Origin of the sequence: Tepidimonas alkaliphilus, from assembly GCF_007556595.1 — a bacterium.
Classification (GTDB): domain Bacteria; phylum Pseudomonadota; class Gammaproteobacteria; order Burkholderiales; family Burkholderiaceae_C; genus Tepidimonas; species Tepidimonas alkaliphila.
The window spans coordinates 14,113-31,105 of record NZ_VJNB01000008.1 but is presented as its reverse complement, the minus strand read 5'-3'; the positions used below and the strand labels follow the sequence as shown (position 1 = coordinate 31,105).

At 71.1% G+C, this 16,993-nt stretch carries 16 protein-coding genes and 1 tRNA gene; 4 read left to right on the top strand and 13 right to left on the bottom strand.

Going from position 1 to position 16,993, the window contains the following annotated elements; genetic code table 11:
- The first annotated feature begins 134 nt into the window (after window positions 1-134).
- The 3 genes from Talka_RS08235 to Talka_RS08225 are packed head-to-tail and all read left to right on the top strand — an operon-like array spanning window position 135 to window position 2,814.
- Window positions 135-1,172 carry an ABC transporter substrate-binding protein gene (locus Talka_RS08235; RefSeq protein ID WP_143890642.1) on the top strand — a complete coding sequence of 346 codons (1,038 nt, stop codon included), beginning with the start codon at window positions 135-137 and terminating at the stop codon, window positions 1,170-1,172.
- An 18-nt stretch (window positions 1,173-1,190) separates the two neighbouring features.
- A complete protein-coding gene (locus tag Talka_RS08230; RefSeq protein ID WP_143890641.1) occupies window positions 1,191-2,012 on the top strand; it encodes an ABC transporter ATP-binding protein in 822 nt (273 codons plus the stop codon).
- Between the two features lie 31 nt (window positions 2,013-2,043).
- The gene (locus Talka_RS08225) at window positions 2,044-2,814 is read left to right on the top strand and encodes an ABC transporter permease (RefSeq protein WP_143890640.1); all 771 of its coding nucleotides are present in this window, start codon (window positions 2,044-2,046) and stop codon (window positions 2,812-2,814) included.
- 26 nt (window positions 2,815-2,840) lie between these two features.
- Here Talka_RS08225 and Talka_RS08220 read toward each other — a convergent pair whose 3' ends face one another.
- The 11 genes from Talka_RS08220 to dusB all read right to left on the bottom strand — a co-directional run bounded on the left by Talka_RS08220 (window position 2,841) and on the right by dusB (window position 13,768).
- A complete protein-coding gene (locus Talka_RS08220; RefSeq protein WP_143890639.1) occupies window positions 2,841-4,046 on the bottom strand; it encodes an ABC transporter permease in 1,206 nt (401 codons plus the stop codon).
- A gap of 6 nt (window positions 4,047-4,052) precedes the next feature.
- The gene (locus Talka_RS08215) at window positions 4,053-4,784 is read right to left on the bottom strand and encodes an ABC transporter ATP-binding protein (protein ID WP_143890638.1); all 732 of its coding nucleotides are present in this window, start codon (window positions 4,782-4,784) and stop codon (window positions 4,053-4,055) included.
- Window positions 4,781-6,094, bottom strand: coding sequence for an efflux RND transporter periplasmic adaptor subunit (locus Talka_RS08210; RefSeq protein ID WP_143890637.1), 1,314 nt, complete (start codon window positions 6,092-6,094; stop codon window positions 4,781-4,783). The genes Talka_RS08215 and Talka_RS08210 overlap by 4 nt, the downstream gene beginning before the upstream one ends.
- Before the next feature lie 2 nt (window positions 6,095-6,096).
- Entirely contained in the window at window positions 6,097-7,536 is a 1,440-nt protein-coding gene (locus tag Talka_RS08205; protein WP_185970102.1) for an efflux transporter outer membrane subunit, read from the bottom strand.
- An 11-nt stretch (window positions 7,537-7,547) separates the two neighbouring features.
- Window positions 7,548-8,888, bottom strand: coding sequence for a guanine deaminase (guaD, locus tag Talka_RS08200; RefSeq protein ID WP_143890635.1), 1,341 nt, complete (start codon window positions 8,886-8,888; stop codon window positions 7,548-7,550).
- 75 nt (window positions 8,889-8,963) lie between these two features.
- A complete protein-coding gene (locus tag Talka_RS08195) occupies window positions 8,964-9,833 on the bottom strand; it encodes a metal ABC transporter permease (protein ID WP_143890634.1) in 870 nt (289 codons plus the stop codon).
- A complete protein-coding gene (gene aztA / locus Talka_RS08190) occupies window positions 9,826-10,611 on the bottom strand; it encodes a zinc ABC transporter ATP-binding protein AztA (RefSeq protein WP_143890720.1) in 786 nt (261 codons plus the stop codon). Before aztA ends, Talka_RS08195 begins: the two co-directional genes overlap by 8 nt.
- Window positions 10,612-10,676: 65 nt before the next feature.
- Window positions 10,677-10,753, bottom strand: a tRNA-Arg gene (locus Talka_RS08185).
- 54 nt (window positions 10,754-10,807) lie between these two features.
- Window positions 10,808-12,400, bottom strand: a complete 1,593-nt coding sequence (gene purH / locus Talka_RS08180; protein ID WP_185970115.1) for a bifunctional phosphoribosylaminoimidazolecarboxamide formyltransferase/IMP cyclohydrolase — start codon at window positions 12,398-12,400, stop codon at window positions 10,808-10,810.
- A 40-nt stretch (window positions 12,401-12,440) separates the two neighbouring features.
- Window positions 12,441-12,686, bottom strand: a complete 246-nt coding sequence (locus Talka_RS08175) for a helix-turn-helix domain-containing protein (protein ID WP_143890632.1) — start codon at window positions 12,684-12,686, stop codon at window positions 12,441-12,443.
- 23 nt (window positions 12,687-12,709) lie between these two features.
- Window positions 12,710-13,768, bottom strand: coding sequence for a tRNA dihydrouridine synthase DusB (dusB, locus tag Talka_RS08170; protein WP_143890631.1), 1,059 nt, complete (start codon window positions 13,766-13,768; stop codon window positions 12,710-12,712).
- Window positions 13,769-13,893: 125 nt separating this feature from the next.
- Here dusB and Talka_RS08165 point away from each other — a divergent pair, with 125 nt between their 5' ends.
- Entirely contained in the window at window positions 13,894-14,388 is a 495-nt protein-coding gene (locus tag Talka_RS08165) for a YqaA family protein (protein ID WP_143890630.1), read from the top strand.
- Here Talka_RS08165 and Talka_RS08160 read toward each other — a convergent pair.
- Complete coding sequence (locus Talka_RS08160) at window positions 14,327-15,016, bottom strand: response regulator (RefSeq protein WP_143890629.1); 690 nt, start codon at window positions 15,014-15,016, stop codon at window positions 14,327-14,329. The genes Talka_RS08165 and Talka_RS08160 overlap by 62 nt on opposite strands.
- A gap of 67 nt (window positions 15,017-15,083) precedes the next feature.
- The gene (gene ettA, locus Talka_RS08155; RefSeq protein WP_143890628.1) at window positions 15,084-16,748 is read right to left on the bottom strand and encodes an energy-dependent translational throttle protein EttA; all 1,665 of its coding nucleotides are present in this window, start codon (window positions 16,746-16,748) and stop codon (window positions 15,084-15,086) included.
- Window positions 16,749-16,993: the final 245 nt, after the last annotated feature.

The window sequence follows — 16,993 nt, the reverse complement described above, 5'->3', positions numbered from 1 at the left end:
TGCCCGGGGTTGCGGCCATGGGGCATCTGTATACAGTTTTGCACACGAAAAGAGGGGTTGAGCCGCCGGCGCCCTTGGCATCGGAATTGCTTCCCCTGCGTCCGGCACACACCTTTCCACCCAGGAGCAGCCTCATGGACAAGCGATCCTTCCTGAAACACGGCGCGGCGCTGGCCGCCGCCTGCGCCCTGCCGGGCCTGGCGCGCGCGCAGAACCTGCCGATCAAGTTCCAGCTCGACTGGCGCTTCGAGGGCCCCTCGGCGCTGTTCCTGCTGCCCGCCGCCAAGGGCTACTTCCGCGACGCGGGGCTGGACGTGACGATCGACGCCGGCACCGGATCGGCCGCGGCGGTGCAGCGGGTGGCCTCCGGCACCTACGACATGGGCTTCGCGGACATGGCGGCGCTGATGGAATTCCACGCCAACAACCCGGACGCGCCGAACAAGCCGGTGGCGGTGATGATGGTCTACAACAACACGCCGGCGGCGGTGCTGGCGCTGAAAAAATCCGGCATCGCCAAGCCCGCCGACCTCACCGGCAAGCGCATGGGGGCACCGGTCTTCGACGCCGGCCGCAAGGCGTTTCCGATCTTCCAGAAGGCCAACGGCGTCGGCCAGGTCACCTGGGTCACGATGGATCCGCCGCTGCGCGAGACGATGCTGGTGCGCGGCGACGTCGATGCGATCACCGGCTTTTCGTTCACCTCGCTGCTGAGCCTGGAAGCGCGCGGCGTCAAGCCCGACGAGGTGGTCATCATGCCGTACGCGGAGCACGGGGTTAGGCTGTACGGCAACGCCATCATCGCCTCGCCCAAGCTGGTGCGCGAGCGGCCGGCGGCGGTGACGGCGTTCCTGACCGCGCTGGCGCGTGGCGTGCGCGAGGTGCTGGCGCAGCCGGATGCGGCCATCGAGTTCGTCAAACAGCGCGACGCCATCATCAACGTCGAGCTGGAGCGGCGCCGCCTGCGGCTGGCGCTGGACTCGGTGGTGGCCAGCGCCGACGCGCGCCGCGAGGGCTTCGGCCAGGTGGCGCCGGGCCGGCTGGCGCTGATGGCCTCGCAGATCTCCGACGCCTACGGCACCCGCACGCGCGTCGATCCGGGCGCGGTGTGGACGTCGGCGCTGCTGCCGGCGGCGCCGGCGCTGGAGGTGTTCCCGCGCGCGCGGGGTTGAAGTGCGGACGCTGCGCCCATGACCGACACCGCCCCGTTCATCGAGTTCCGCGACGTCTGGCTCGCCTACAACGACGAGCTGCTCGCGCGCGGCCAGTTCGCGGTCGAGGCCATCGACCTGCAGGTGCCGCGCGGCGCCTTCATCGCCATCGTCGGCCCCTCCGGCTGCGGCAAGAGCACGTTCATGAAGCTGGCCACGGGGCTCAAGCCCCCCAGCCGCGGCAGCATCTGGGTCGATGGCCAGCGCGTCAGCGGGCCGCTGAAGATCTCCGGGATGGCGTTTCAGGCGCCGTCGCTGCTGCCGTGGCGCACCACGTTGGACAACGTGCTGCTGCCGCTGGAGATCGTCGAGCCGTACCGCAGCCAGTTCCGCCAGCGCCGCGCCGAGTTCGAGGCGCGCGCGCTGAAGCTGCTGCAGTCGGTGGGCCTCGGCGGCTACGAGCGCAAGTATCCGTGGGAGCTCTCCGGCGGCATGCAGCAGCGCGCCAGCATCTGCCGCGCGCTGATCCACGAGCCCCAGATGCTGCTGCTGGACGAACCGTTCGGCGCGCTGGACGCCTTCACGCGCGAGGAGCTGTGGTGCACGCTGCGCGACCTGTGGCAGGCGCAGCGCTTCAACGTCATCCTCGTCACGCACGACCTGCGCGAGGCGGTGTTCCTGGCCGACACCGTCTACTGCATGAGCAAGAGCCCGGGGCGCTTCATCGTGCGGCGCGACATCCCGCTGCCGCGTCCGCGCGAGCTGGAGGTGACCTACAGCGCCGAGTTCACCGACATCGTGCACGAGCTGCGCGGCCACATCGGCGCGCTGCGCCGCCAGGGCAGCGCGCTGCCGCAGTGAAGCCCCCCGAAACGAAAAAGGACGCCGGACGATGGCCCATCGCAAGACCGCCGAACGCTGGGCGCCGTGGCTGCTGCTCGGCGCGATTCTGATCCTGTGGCAGGTGATCTGCTCGGGGCTGGGAGTGTCGGAATTCATCTTTCCGAGCCCCGCGCGCATCGCCGAGCAGCTCGTCGAGCACCGCGGCGCCATCGCGCAGCACGCCTGGCGCACCTTCTGGGTGACGATGGCAGGCTTTGCGATCGCGATCGTCGTCGGCGTGCTGCTGGGCTTTCTGATCGGCAGCTCGCGGCTGGCCTACGCGGCGCTGTACCCGCTGATGACGGCCTTCAACGCGCTGCCGAAGGCCGCCTTCGTGCCGATCCTGGTGGTGTGGTTCGGCATCGGCATCGGGCCGGCGATCCTGACCGCGTTCCTGATCAGCTTCTTTCCGATCATGGTCAACATCGCCACGGGTCTGGCGACGCTGGAGCCGGAGCTGGAGGACGTGCTGCGGGTGCTGGGCGCGCGCCGCTGGGACGTGCTGACCAAGGTCGGCCTGCCGCGCTCGCTCCCCTATTTCTTCGGCTCGCTGAAGGTGGCCATCACGCTGGCCTTCGTCGGCACCACGGTGTCGGAGATGACCGCCGCCAACGAGGGCATCGGCTACCTGCTGATCTCGGCCGGCTCGGCGATGCAGATGGGGCTGGCGTTTGCGGGGCTGATCGTCGTCGGCGCGATGGCGATGCTGATGTATGAACTCTTCAGCTGGATCGAACGCCACACCACCGGCTGGGCGCATCGGGGCTCGCAGGCGGCCTGAGGCGGGGCGTCCCGCCCCGCGCGGCCTCACTCGTGCCGCAGCGCCTCGATCGGATCGAGGCGCGCGGCGCGCCGCGCCGGGACGTAGCCGAACGCCACCCCGATCAGCGCCGCCACCGCGAACGCGATCAGGTTGATCAGTGGATCGAACACAAACGGCACGCCCATCGCCAGGCTCAGGCCGACGCTGGCGGGCAGCGCCAGCAGCAGCCCCACCAGACCGCCGAAGGCCGCCAGCACCACCGCCTCGACGAGGAACTGCCCCATCACCTCACGCTCCAGCGCACCGATGGCCAGCCGCAGCCCGATCTCGCGCGTGCGCTCGGTCACGCTGACCAACATGATGTTCATGATGCCGATGCCGCCGACGACGAGGCTCACCGCGGCCACCGCGCCGAGCAGCATCGTCATGATGCGCGTGGTGCCGGCCATGGTCTCGCCGAGCTGCGCGGTGTCGAGGATGTTGAAGTTGTCCTCCTCGCCGTCGGCCAGGCTGCGGCGCTCGCGCAGCAGCGCGCGCAGACCGGCCTTGACCGCCTCGGCATCGGCGCCGTCCTGCATCGAGACGTGCAGCGTGGAGACGCGCGTGTGCCCGACCACGCGCCGGTGCAGCGTGGTGATCGGCATCAGCACGATGTCATCCTGATCCTGGCCGAACGCGCCGGTGCCCTTCGGCGCCAGTACGCCCACCACCTCGCACGGCATCTGGCGCACGCGCACGCTGTCGCCCACCGCAGGGTTGGGGCCGTAGAGCTCGCGGCGCACCGTCTCGCCGAGGATGCACACCGCCGCGCCGAGCCGGTGCTCGTCCTCGGTGAAGGCGCGGCCGTCGGCCAGCGTCCAGTTGTTGGTCAGCAGCCAGTCGGCGCTGCCGCCGACGAGACTGGCACTCCAGTTGCGACCGTTGGCCACCACCGCGCCGCTGGAGCGCGCCTCCGCCGCCACCGCCAGGACGCCTGGCACCTGCGCGGCGATCGCCTGCGCGTCCGCCAACTTAAAGGCAGGGGCGCCGCCTGCGCCGCCGGGCCCCAGCCGCTGACCCGGTCGCACCTGCAGCAGGTTGACACCGAGGCTGGCGATCTGCTGCTGGATCGCCAGGGTGGCGCCGTTGCCGACGGTGACCATCGTCACCACCGCCGCCACGCCGATGACAACGCCGAGCACCGTCAGAAACGAGCGCAGCAGGTTGCGCCGAATCGAGCGCAGCGCCAGCATGATGGTGTTGCCCCACATCGCGCCTCACCCTCCCTTGGCCACCGCCGCCTCGCGGCGCTGCTCGCGCTCGATGCGCCCGTCGCGAAAATGCACCACGCGCGGCGCGTAGGCGGCGATGTCGGGCTCGTGCGTGACCATCAGCACGGTGATGCCGCGCTCGCGGTTGAGGCGCGTGATCAGCTGCATGATTTCATGGCTGCGCCGGGAATCCAGGTTGCCGGTGGGCTCGTCGGCCAGCAGCACGCGCGGCTGCGTGACGATGGCGCGCGCGATCGCCACGCGCTGCTGCTGCCCGCCGGAGAGCTCGGCCGGCGTGTGGTGCTCCCAGCCCTCCAGCCCCACCTCCGCCAGCGCCGCGCGCGCCGCCGCGTGGCGCTGGCGCGCCGGCTCGCCGCGGTAGATCAGCGGCAGCTCGACGTTTTCCAGCGCGGTGGTGCGCGGCAGCAGGTGAAAGCCCTGGAACACGAAGCCGAAGTGGCGCCGCCGCAGCCGCGCCCGTTCGTCGCGCGAGAGGTGCTGCACCGGCACGCCGAGGAAGCGGTATGCCCCGCTGGAGGGCGTGTCGAGCAGCCCGAGGATGTTCATCGCGGTGGACTTGCCCGAGCCGCTCGGCCCCATGATGGCGACGAACTCGCCGGCCTCGACGTCCAGATCGACGCCGCGCAGCGCCTGAAACGCCGCCGCGCCGCGCCCGTAGGTGCGGGTGATGCCGCGCAGCGCGATCAGCGGCGCCTCAACCTGCGTCAGCCCGTTCATCGCCCGAGGCCGTTGCGGCGCTGCTCGACGATCACCGGCAGGCCCTCCTCCAGGCCCTCGCCGCTGACCTCGGTGAAGCGCCCGTCGCTGATGCCGGTCGTCACCGGCAGCGCCTGCGGCTGGCCGTCGCGCAGGATCCAGATCTGCCGCTGGCCGCCGGGGCGGCTGTCGACCCGCACCGTCTTGCGTCCCGCGCTCGGCGCCTTCGGCATGAACAGGCTGGCCAGCCCGCCGCCCCCCTGCGCCGGCGCGGCGGCCGGGTCGCTCGGCGTGAAGCGCAGCGCCGTGTTGGGCACCAGCAGCACACCGTGGCGCTCGGCGGCGCGGATGGTGGCGGTGGCGGTCATGCCGGGCCGCAGCGACAGGTCGTCGTTGCGCACGTCGAGCGTGGCGGTGTAGGTGACGACGTTGTCGGTCTTGGTGGCGCCGTAGGCCACGCGCTCCACCCGAGCGGGATAGCGCCGCCGCGGGTAGGCCGCCACCGTGAAGGTGGCGGCCTGCCCCTCGCGCACGTGGCCGACGTCGGCCTCGTCGACCGCGACGTCGAGCTTCAAACGGCGCAGGTCCTGCGCGATCGTCAGCAGCGTGACCGCCTGCAAGGAGGCCGCCACCGCGTTGCCCGGGTCGACGTTGCGCGCCAGCACCACGCCGTCGATCGGCGAGCGGATCGACGCCTTGGCCAGGTTGGTCTCGTTGGTCGAAAGCGTCGCGCGCGCCTGCTCCACCGCGGCGCGCGCCACCGCCTGCTGCGCCTGCGCGCGCTGCAGCGCCGCGCGCGCGGCGTCGAGCTCGCTGGCCGCGGGCGTAGCGCCGCCGCTTAAGCGCGCCAGCTCCTCCAGCCGCGCCAGCGTCGCCTGCGCCTCGCGCGCGCTGGCGTCGGCCTGCTGCACCTGCGCCTCGGCCGAGGCCAGCGCCGCGCGCGCCGCCTGCACCTGATCCTGCAGCTTGGCGGTGTCCAGCACCACCAGCACCTGGCCGCGCTGCACGCGGTCGTTGACGTCGACCCGCACCTCGCGCACGGTGCCGGAGAGTTCGCTGCCGACGTTGACGGCGCGCACCGGCTGCAGCGTGCCGTTGGCGGTGACGTTGAGCACCAGGTCGCCGCGCTTGAGCGGCTCGGTGACGTAGACGGGCTTGGCCTGCTCGGCGCTGCGCGCGCGCCACGCCTGCCAACCCCAGGCGGCGCCCAGCGCTACGATCAGCAGCAGCCACGGCCACGGGCGGCGCCACCCGCGCGGCGCCCGTTCGGGGCCGAGCAGGCGCTGCACGTCGGCGTCGGCGGATCGGGGTTTTCGCTTCCAGCCCAGCATCGTCAGTCCTGTTTCGGGTTGGCGGCCACGGTGTCGGTTTCGGCTTGCGGCGTCCAGCCGCCGCCCAGCGCCTTGGCCAGCCGCACGTAAGCCGCGGCCAGCTGCGCCTGCGCGGCGACGCGCTCGCTGCCGACGGACAGCCAGGTGCGCTGCGCCTCCAGCAGGGCGCGCAGGTCAGCCAGCCCGGCGCGGTGGCGCTGCGTGGCCTGCTGCAGCGCGGCCTCGGCAGCCGCCTCGGCGGCGCGCAGGTGCTGCACGCGGGCGCGCTCGGCGGCGATGGCCACCAGCGCGTTTTCGACGTCACGCAGCGCCGCCAGCAGCGCACCTTCCAGCGCTGCCCGCGCCTGCTCAACGGCGGCCTCTTGCTGGCGTTGCTGCGCCTGGCGCAAGCCGCCATCGATCACCGGAGCCAGCAACGCCGCCGCGAGGCTGCGCGTCAGCGCCGCGGGATCGAACAGGTCGGTGACCCGTGGCGCCTGCCAGCTCAAACTGCCGGTCAGCGTCAGCGTCGGCCAGCGCGCCACCTCAGCCTGACGCAAGCGCGCCGCCGCCGCTTGCAGACGCGCTTGCGCGGCGGCCACATCAGGCCGCTGCGTCAGCAGCTGCGCCGGCAGCGGCAGCGCCCAAGCGGGCGGCGGCTCGGGCGGCTCGCGGCGCGGCTCGGCCAGCACCTGCCCCGGGGCGCGCCCGGCCAACAACGCCAAGGCGTGCAACGCTTGACGTTGCGCGGCCCGCAGCGCGGCGAGGCTGGCGCGGGTTTGCTCCAAGCTCGCGCGCGCGGTGTCCAGATCCTGCTGCGGCGCCAGGCCAGCCTGCACGCGCCACGCGGTCAAGCGCACGCTGTCTTCCTGCGCCGCCAAGCTTCGGGCAGCCAGCTCCGAGCGCTCGCGCGCGCTCCAGCCGTCGAAATAGGCCAACGCCACTTCCGCCGCCAGCGACACGCGCGTCCACGCCAGCGTCGCGGCGCTGGCCTGCGCGTCGGCCTGCGCCGCCTGCACCGCGGCGGCGCGGCGCCCCCAAAGGTCGAGCTCCCAGCTGGCGTCCAGGCCAGCCCCGAAAAGGTTGCCGCTGGCCGCCTCGGTGGCCTGGCGTCGGGCGCGCACTCCGGCGTCCAGCGTTGGGCTAAGGGCGGCCTGCGCCGCTTGCCGCGCCGCCCGCGCTTGCGCCAACGCCGCGGCGGCGCTGCGCACATCGGCGTTGGCTTGCAACGCGGCTTGCACCCAGGCGTTCAGCGCCGCGTCGCCAAAGCCCTGCCACCAGTTTTCCGCCGCTAACGGGGGCCCTGGCACGACGCCTTGGTCGGCGGCGCTCCAAGCCGTCGGCAACGCCAGCGCCGGCTCGGGCGCGGCGGCACGGGGCGGCGTTGCGCACCCTCCCAGCGCCCCCGCAACCAGCAGCAGCGCGCTGACCGACCAGCCGTAACGACAACCGAAGCGAACCATGCGGCTGCGCATCATGCGGCATCGACGTTGCTGCTGTGTTGCAGGGCTGGCGCGCCAGCCACGTGCACGTCGCGCACGGCGCGCTCGTCGGCCAACATGATGAAGGCAAACAGCCATTCGGCAAGGCTTGCCGCCTGCGCAGTGCGCCGCGCCAGCAGCGGCGTGGCCTGCGGGTCGAGCACGACAAAGTCGGCCTCGCTGCCGGGGGCGAGCGACCCCACCACGCCCTGCAGCCCCAAGGCGCGCGCGGCACCGGCGGTGTGCTGCCACCACAGGTCTTCCGGCGCCAGGCTCACCCCGAGCTTGGCCGCGCCGTCGCCGCGCACCGCCGCGCGGCCGACCGTGTAGGCGGCGCGCATCGTCGCGAAGGGGCTGAAGCTCATGCCGCCGCCGACGTCGCTGGCCAGCCCCAGCGTCACCCCCGCCGCGCGCGCCGCCCCGTAGTCGAAGAAGCCGCTGCCGAGAAACAGGTTGCTGGTCGGCGACACCGCGATCGCCGCGCCGCTGTCGGCCAGTCGCGCGCGGTCGGCGTCGTCCAGGTAGATGCCGTGCGCATAGACAGCCCGGCGCCGCAGCAGGCCAAAACGCTCATAAACGGCCAGGTAGCTGCGGTCGTGCGGGTAGAGCTCGCGCACCCAGCGCACCTCATCGACGTTTTCGGCGACGTGCGACTGGATCCAGACGTCCGGGTGGCGCGCCGCCAGCTCGCCGGCGCCGCGCAGCTGGGCGTCGCTGCAGCTGGGGGCAAAGCGCGGCGTGATCGCGTAGCCGAGCCGGCCCTGGCCGTGCCAGCGCGCGATCAGCGCCTCGGTGTCCGCCAGACTCGTTTCGGTCTCGTCGCGCACGCCGTCCGGGCTGTGGCGGTCCTGCAGCACCTTGCCGGCGATCCAGCGCAGCCCGCGCGCCTGCGCCTGGCGCAGCAGCGCGTCCACCGACGCCGGGTGCGAGGTGGCAAACGTCAGCGCCGTCGTGACGCCATGGCGGCGCATCTCGTCGAGAAAGAACGCCGCCACCGCCTCGGCATGCGCCGGGTCGGCAAAGCGCGACTCGTGCGGGAAGGTGTAGCGCTCCAGCCACGGCAGCAGCCCGTCGGCCGGCGCGCCGATGATGTCGGTCTGCGGGTAGTGCACATGCAGGTCGATGAAGCCGGGCGCGATCAGCCGGCCCCGCTCATCCTGCACCGGCACCTGCGGCCAGCGCGGGCGCAGCGCCTCGAAGGCGCCGATGGCCTGCACGCGCCAGACGCCATCGGCCCCCGGGGCGGCGACGAGCAGGCCGTCGCGCTCAAAGCGCAGATCAGGGTGGTCGGCGTCAGGGTCGAACCACAGCAGGGAGGCACGCCAGGCACGCATAGGGTGAGAGCTTATCGTCAAAAGAGACGCTGCGCCGTTCGGCTCGCCGATACCCCCAGGCGCATGCAGATCGCGCTAGCCGCGCAGGTGCCGCGGCGGCACGCGGCGTTGACGCCACCAACCCTGCGGCGCCAGCAGCAGTGAGATGGCATACCACGCGCCCAGCAGCAGCACGATGGTCGGGCTGGTGGGCCAGTCCGCTGCATACGATAGAACCAGCCCGAGCAGCCCCCCGGCCACGCCGGTGGCCACCGCCACCGCCAGCATCGGCTGCAGCCGCCGCGTCCACAGCCGCGCCGCCGCCGCCGGCAGCATCATCAGGCCGACGGCCATCAGCGTGCCCAGCGCGTGGAAGGAGGCGACCAGATTGACCACCACCAGCGCCAGGAACCCCTGGTGCGCCACCGCCCCCCAGCGGCTGACGCCGCGCAGGAACGATGGATCAACGCACTCCAGGATCAGCGGCCGCCACAACAGCGCCAAGCCGGCGACGGTGGCCAGCGCCACCGCCGCCAGCAGCCCCAGCGCCGCCTCGTCCAGCGCCAGCACCGAACCGAACAGCACGTGCAGCAGATCGACCTGCGTGCCGCGCACCGACAGGATCAGCACCCCCAGCGCCAGCGAGACGAGGTAGAACACCGCCAGCGCCGCGTCCTCGCGCAGCACGGTGTGGCGCGCCACCGCGCCGGCCGCCGCGGCCACCACCAGGCCGCCGAGCACGCCGCCCAGCGTCAGCGCCGGCAACGACAGCCCGGCCAGCAGGTAGCCCAGCGCCGCCCCGGGCAGGATGGCGTGCGACATCGCGTCGCCCATCAGGCTCATGCGCCGCAGCATCAGCAGCACGCCCACTGGCGCCGCCCCCAGCGCCAGCAGCACGCAGGCCAGCGCCGCGCGGCGCATGAAGTCGAACTCCAGCCCGGTGGCCGCCAGCAGCGCCTCAAACATGGCGCCGGCGCCCCCCGTGAGCCAACTCGGCCTCGTTGTCCGCATCGAGGTCGCACAGTTCGGCGCGTTCGTCGAACGCCTCCTGCAGCTGGCGCGCGCGCAGCAGGTTCGGCTCGGTCAGCACCGCCGCCGTCGGCCCGTGCGCCACCAGCTCGCGCGCCAGCAGCGTCGTCAGCGGAAACGCCGCGCGCACCAACGCCAGGTCGTGCAGCACCGCGATCACCGTGCGGCCTTGCTCGTGCCAGCGGCGCAGCACACAGACCAGGTCCTCCAGCGTGCGGGTGTCCACGCCGGTAAACGGCTCGTCCAGCAGCACCACCGGCGCGTCCTGCAGCATCAGGCGCGCGAACAGCGCGCGCTGGAACTGCCCGCCCGACAGCGTCTCCAGCGTGCGGCGTTCGAAGCCCTGCAGACCGACCTCGGCGATCGCCGCGGCCACGCGCGCGCGCTGCGCGGCATCCGCACGCCGCCACGGCCCGAGCTCGGGCCACAGGCCCAGGCCGACCAGCTCGGCCACGGTGATCGGAAAGCTGCGGTCCACTTCGCTGACCTGCGGCAGGTAGGCCACGCGCGCCGGCTCCACGCCGTCGATGCGACCGTGCATCGGACGCAAGCGGCCTGCCACGCACTTCAGCAGCGTGGACTTGCCCGCGCCGTTGGGCCCGACCACCGCCACGAGGCTGCCGGCCGGCCAGCGCAGGCTGACGTGGTGCACCGCCGGGTGGCGGTCGTAGCCGGCAGTCACGTCGTGCAGCGTCAGGTCGCCAAGGGTGGGCATGGTCAGCAGGCGCTGCGCATTCGGCAGCAAAAAGGCCAGTCTTTTGGACTGGCCCTGAGATACCTTGGCGCGGCTGGCAGGATTCGAACCCACGACCCCTTGGTTCGTAGCCAAGTACTCTATCCAACTGAGCTACAGCCGCGTCGTTGAAGCCTGCATTATAGCGCAAAAATCGGCGCCGTCCGGGCCGCGGCCGTCAGTGACGGAAGTGGCGCACGCCGGTGAAGACCATCGCCACGCCGCGCTCGTCGGCGGCGGCGATGACCTCGGCGTCGCGCACCGAGCCGCCCGGCTGGATCACGCAGGTGGCGCCGGCGTCCACCACCACGTCCAGCCCGTCGCGGAACGGGAAGAACGCATCGCTGGCCACCGCCGTGCCCTTGAGGCTTAAGCCCGCGGCCTGCGCCTTGAGGCTGGCGATGCGCGCGGAATCGAGCCGGCTCATCTGCCCGGCGCCCACGCCCATCGTCATGCCGTCCTTGCAGAAGACGATGGCGTTGCTTTTGACGTACTGCGCCACCGCCCAGGCGAACAGCAGGTCCTGCAGCTCCTGCGCGGTCGGCTGGCGGCGCGTGACGACGCGCAGGTCCTGCGGCCGCAGCACGTGGTGGTCGGCGGTCTGCACCAGCACGCCGCCGCCGACGCGCTGCAGGTGCAGCCGGTTGCGCGTGGCGGCCACGTCGGTGGGCAGCGCGATGCGCAGCAGCCGCACGTTGGTCTTGGCCTTGAACACCGCCAGCGCCTCCGGCGTGAAGTCCGGCGCGATCAGCACCTCGACGAACTGCTGCGCCACCGCCTGCGCGGCCTGGCCGTCCAGCGCCCGGTTGAAGGCGATGATGCCGCCGAAGGCGCTCGTGGGGTCGGTCTGGAACGCCTTGCGGTAGGCCTCCAGCGCCGTGGCGCCGATGGCCACGCCGCACGGGTTGGCGTGCTTGATGATGACGCAGGCCGGCGCCTCGAAGCCCTTGACGCACTCCCACGCCGCATCGGCGTCGGCGATGTTGTTGTAGGAGAGCTCCTTGCCCTGCAGCTGCTGCGCGGTGGCCAGCGACCCCACCGGCGCGTCCGGGTCGCGGTAGAAGGCGGCCTGCTGGTGCGGGTTCTCGCCGTAGCGCAGGTCCTGCACCTTGGTCCAGCAGGCGTTGAACTGGGCCGGAAACGGCAGCCGCGCCGGCTCGGCCTCGGCCGCCGGCACGCCGGCCGACAGGTCCAGCGCCGACAGATACTGGCTGATCGCGGCGTCGTACTGGGCGATGCGGTTGAACGCCGCCACCGCAAGCTGCAGGCGCGTGGCTTCGCTGACGCGCCCGGCATCCTTGAGCTCGGCCAGCACCGGGGCGTACTGCGCCGGGTCGGTCAGCACAGCCACGTCGCGCCAGTTCTTGGCCGCCGAGCGCACCATCGCCGGCCCGCCGATGTCGATGTTCTCGATCGCCTCGGCCAGCGTGCAGCCGGGCCGCGCCACCGTGGCCTCGAACGGGTACAGGTTGACCACCAGCAGGTCGATCGGGGCGATGCCGTGCTGCGCCAGCGCCGCCATGTGCGCCGGCGCGTCGCGCCGCGCCAGCAGGCCGCCGTGGATCCTGGGGTGCAGCGTCTTGACGCGGCCGTCCAGCATTTCCGGGAAACCGGTCACGTCGGCCACCTCGGTGACCGGAAGGCCGGCCTCGGCCAGCAGGCGGGCCGTGCCGCCGGTGGAGATCAGCTGCACGCCCAGCGCGTGCAGCTCGCGCGCCAGCTCCAGCACGCCGGTCTTGTCGGAGACGGAAATCAGGGCTCTCATCGTCAGGGATCCTCGGGGGTCGGTTGCGGTGAATCGGGGCTGGGCTTCAGCCGTCGAGCAGGCCGTGCTCAAGCAGCTTCTTGCGCAGCGTGTTGCGGTTGAGGCCCAGCCACTGGGCGGCGCGCGACTGGTTGCCGCGCGCGCGCGCCATCACCACCTCCAGCAGCGGCTTTTCCACCGCGCGGATCAGCATCTCGTGCAGGTTGGCCGGCTCGGTGTCGGCGAGCGTCGCGAAGTAGGCCTCGAGGCTTGCGCGCACGCAGTCGGGCAGGTGGGGGGACTGGGGATCCATGTCGGGGGTCGGGTTCGGGGTCGTCAGGCCGCCAGCGCCGCCTCGGGCTCGGGGCGGGCGACGGGTTCGGGGACAGGCGCGGCGTCGCGCTCGTCGAGGAACGCCTCCAGCGCCTGCAGCTGCGCCTGCGCCCGCTCGGCAGCGATCACCGCGGCGCGCAGCCGCTGCTGCGCCGCCGGCGGGCCGCCGAGGGCGCGCAGGTACCACAGCAGGTGCTTGCGCGCGCTGCGCACGCCGGCCGCCTCGCCATAGAGCGCGTAGTGGTCCAGCAGGTGCTCGCGCAGCCAGTCGCGCAGCTCGGCGGTGGTCGGCGGCGGGGCCGGCCGGCCGGTGCGCAGCTCGTGCAGGATGTCGCGGAACAGCCACGGCCGCCCCTGCGCGGCGCGGCCGATCATCACCGCATCGGCCCCGGTGTGCGCCAGCACCCGGCGCACCGCGGCCGCGCTGTCGAGGTCGCCGTTGGCCACCACCGGGATGCGCACCAGCGTCTTGACGAGCGCCGTGGTGTCGTGCTCGGCCACGCCGCCGTAGCCCTGCGCGCGCGTGCGCCCGTGGATGACGAGCATGCGCACGCCGGCGTCCTCGGCGATGCGCGCCAGCCGCGGCGCGTTGCGCACCGCGTCGCACCAGCCGGTGCGCATCTTCAGCGTCACCGGCACGCGGTGCGGCTCGCAGGCCGCCACCACCGCCTCGATGATCGATCCGGCCAGCGTCTCGTCCTGCATCAGGGCGGAGCCGGCCCACCGGTTGCAGACCTTCTTGGCCGGGCAGCCCATGTTGATGTCGATGATCTGCGCGCCGCGGTCGATGTTGTGGCGCGCCGCCTCGGCCATCATCGCCGGGTCGGTGCCGGCGATCTGCACCGCGATCGGCCCCGGCTCGCCGTCGTGGTTGGCGCGCCGCGCGGTCTTGAGACTGGCCTGCAGCTCCGGGCGCGAGGTGATCATCTCGCTGACCGCGTAGCCCGCTCCCAGCCGCTTGCACAGCCGCCGAAACGGCCGATCCGTCACGCCCGCCATCGGCGCGACGAACAGGCGGTTCGGCAAGACATACGGCCCCAAGGCCAAACCGGCGGTGATCATGGCTGCTGAAAAAAGAGGCACGATTGTATCGATCCCCGGGGGCTGCGCCGCTGGCCTTGGGCCCTCACACCCCCGTGCGATACTGAGTCCCCTGATTTTTCTTTCTTCTCAACGCAACCCCTCGCATGGAAGCGTGGTTTTCATCCCTGTTGCAGACACTCAGCCTGCCGGAGGTGGGCTTGAGCACCGTTTTTGTGGTCGCCCTGGTGTCGGCCACGCTGCTGCCGATGGGCTCGGAGCCGGCGGTGTTCGCGCTGGTCAAGCTCAACCCCGAGCTGTTCTGGCCGGCGGTGCTGGTAGCCACGGCGGGCAACACGATCGGCGGCGCCATCAGCTGGGCGATGGGCTACGGCGCGCACGCCGCCATCGACCGCGCGCGCGGCTCGCCCACGCACCTGCGCGCGCTGGAGTGGCTGCAGCGCTTTGGCCCCAAAGCGTGCTTGCTGAGCTGGCTGCCGGCGGTGGGCGATCCGTTATGCGCGGTGGCGGGGTGGTTGAAGTTTCCGTTTTGGCCGTGCGTGGCTTACATGGCGATCGGCAAGTTCGCGCGCTACGTGATCATGACGGCAGCGCTGCTGTGGCTGTGGCCGCAGGAAGGGCTGACCCGTTGGCTTGGCTGAGCCGATCGATCAAAGCCTGCTCGATCCGTTTCGGCAGCTCACGCATCAGGTCAGGCTTGTGCACCACGGTGACGCCCTCAAGCGCGTAGGCGTAGTCGGCGCGCTCGGCCTCATCCAGGGCCGTCAGCACGATCAGGTGGCAGCGGCCAAACAGCGCATGGCGGCGCAGCCCCAGCACCATCGAAGCGCCGTCGATCCCAGGTAGCAGAATGTCCAGAATCAGCAAATCCGGCTGCAATTGACCAAACGACACCAACCCGGAGATGCCGTCGTCCGCAATGTGGAGCTGCACTTCGGGAAAGCGCTGGCGCATCAACAGTTGCACCAGCTGCTGAAAGTGCACCGAATCCTCGATCAACAGCACGCTGGGCTGAGCCCCTCCTCGACCCGAGCGGCGCCGCCCCGCGCCGGCGGCGGGACCCACGCGGCTGCGCCGGATCCAAGAGCGCAGCGACTCTCCCGTGATGCGCCGGTGGCCGCCCGGCGTGCGCCACGCTTGCAGGTCGCCGCGATCGACCATCAGCTGCACCGAGCGCACCGCCATGCCCAGCATGCGCGCCACCTCCAGCGTGGTGTAGGTGGCCTGCGGATCGACCTCTTGCTCGATTTCGCTCACTTTGGCTTTCATTCCCACCATTTTCGCCGATTTGGCGCGCAGGCGCACGCCCACCCACGCACGGGCTCGAACCCACGCGTCACGTCAGCGACTTGAAGCGCACGCGCTTGGGCCGTGCACCTTCCTCGCCCAGGCGGCGCACCTTGTCGGCTTCGTATTCGGTGAAGTTGCCGTCGTAGAAATACCACTGGCTGTCGCCCTCGTAGGCCAGGATGTGCGTGCAGATGCGGTCGAGGAACCAGCGATCGTGGCTGATGACCAGCGCCGAGCCGGCGAACTCCAGCAGCGCCTCCTCCAGCGCGCGCAATGTCTCGACGTCGAGGTCGTTGGACGGCTCATCCAGCAGCAGCACGTTGCCGCCTTTGGCCAGCGTCTTGGCCAGATGCAGCCGGCCGCGCTCGCCGCCGGAGAGGTCGCCAACGCGCTTTTGCTGATCGTTGCCCTTGAAGTTGAAGCGGCCCAAGTAGGCGCGGCTGGGCATGACAAACTTGCCCACGACGATGTTGTCCAGCCCGCCCGAGACCTCCTCCCACACCGTCTTGTTGGGATCGAGGCAATCGCGGCTTTGATCGACGAACGCCAGCTTGACCGTCTGGCCGATGAGGATTTCACCGCGGTCGGGCTTTTCCACACCCTGGATCATGCGAAACAGCGTGGACTTGCCCGCGCCGTTGGGACCAATGATGCCGACGATGGCGCCAGCCGGCACGCTGAACGACAGGTTGTCGATCAGCAGCCGGTTACCAAAGCCCTTGCTGACGTTGCGAAACTCGATCACCTGCGAGCCCAGCCGCTCAGCCACCGGGATGAAGATCTCGTTGGTCTCGTTGCGCTTCTGGTATTCGACGTCGCACAGCTCCTCAAACCGCTGCAGGCGCGCCTTGCTCTTGGCCTGGCGGCCCTTGGCGTTGGCGCGCACCCACTTGAGCTCCTCCTTCATCGCCTTGCGGCGCGCGTCCTCGGCTTTTTGCTCTTGCTCGAGGCGACGCTCTTTTTGCTCCAGCCACTGAGAGTAGTTGCCCTTGTAGGGAATGCCCATGCCACGGTCGAGCTCCAGGATCCACTCCGCGGCGTTGTCGAGGAAGTAGCGGTCGTGCGTCACCGCTACCACGGTGCCGGGGAAGCGCTGCAAAAACTGCTCCAGCCAGTGCACGCTTTCGGCGTCGAGGTGGTTGGTCGGCTCATCCAGCAGCAGCATGTCCGGCTTGGACAGCAACAGCCGGCACAGCGCCACGCGGCGCCTCTCGCCGCCGGAGAGGTTGCGCACCACCGCATCCCACGGCGGCAGGTTCAGCGCATCGGCGGCCAGCTCCAGCTGCAGGTCGGTGTTTTCGCTGCCGGCGGCGGCGATGATGGCCTCCAGCTCAGCCTGCTCGGCGGCGAGCTTGTCGAAGTCGGCGTCCGGCTCGGCGTAAGCCGCGTAGATCTCTTCCAACCGCTTCTTGGCCGCCAGCGCCCCGCCGATGCCCTCCTCCACCACCTCGCGCACGGTCTTGTCGGGATCGAGCTGCGGCTCTTGCGGAAGGTAGCCGATCTTGATGCCCGGCATCGGGTAGGCTTCGCCTTCGAAGTCTTTATCCACCCCGGCCATGATCTTGAGCAACGTGGATTTGCCCGCGCCGTTGAGTCCCAACACGCCGATCTTGGCCCCCGGAAAGAAGCTCAGCGAAATGTCCTTCAAAATCTGCCGCTTCGGCGGCACGGTCTTGCTGACGCGGTTCATCGTGAACACATACTGGGCCATGGCAACGTCACCTTCAGCAAAAAACAACAAGGACGTGAAAAAAATGGCCCGGGTGAACCCGGGACTAGCGTGGATTATCCCAGTTATGCGACAATCCGCGTAGAGGATGCCGCATCCGTCACGGCGCCCTCAGTTTCCGTGTGCAGCACGCACTGCCTGAAAAAGCCCTATCGCCCAGACTGGAGGAAGGGCCCCCTGCGGCAGGCTCGTGCGGGTTTTGCCAAGACGTTTCATCGATCCCCGAC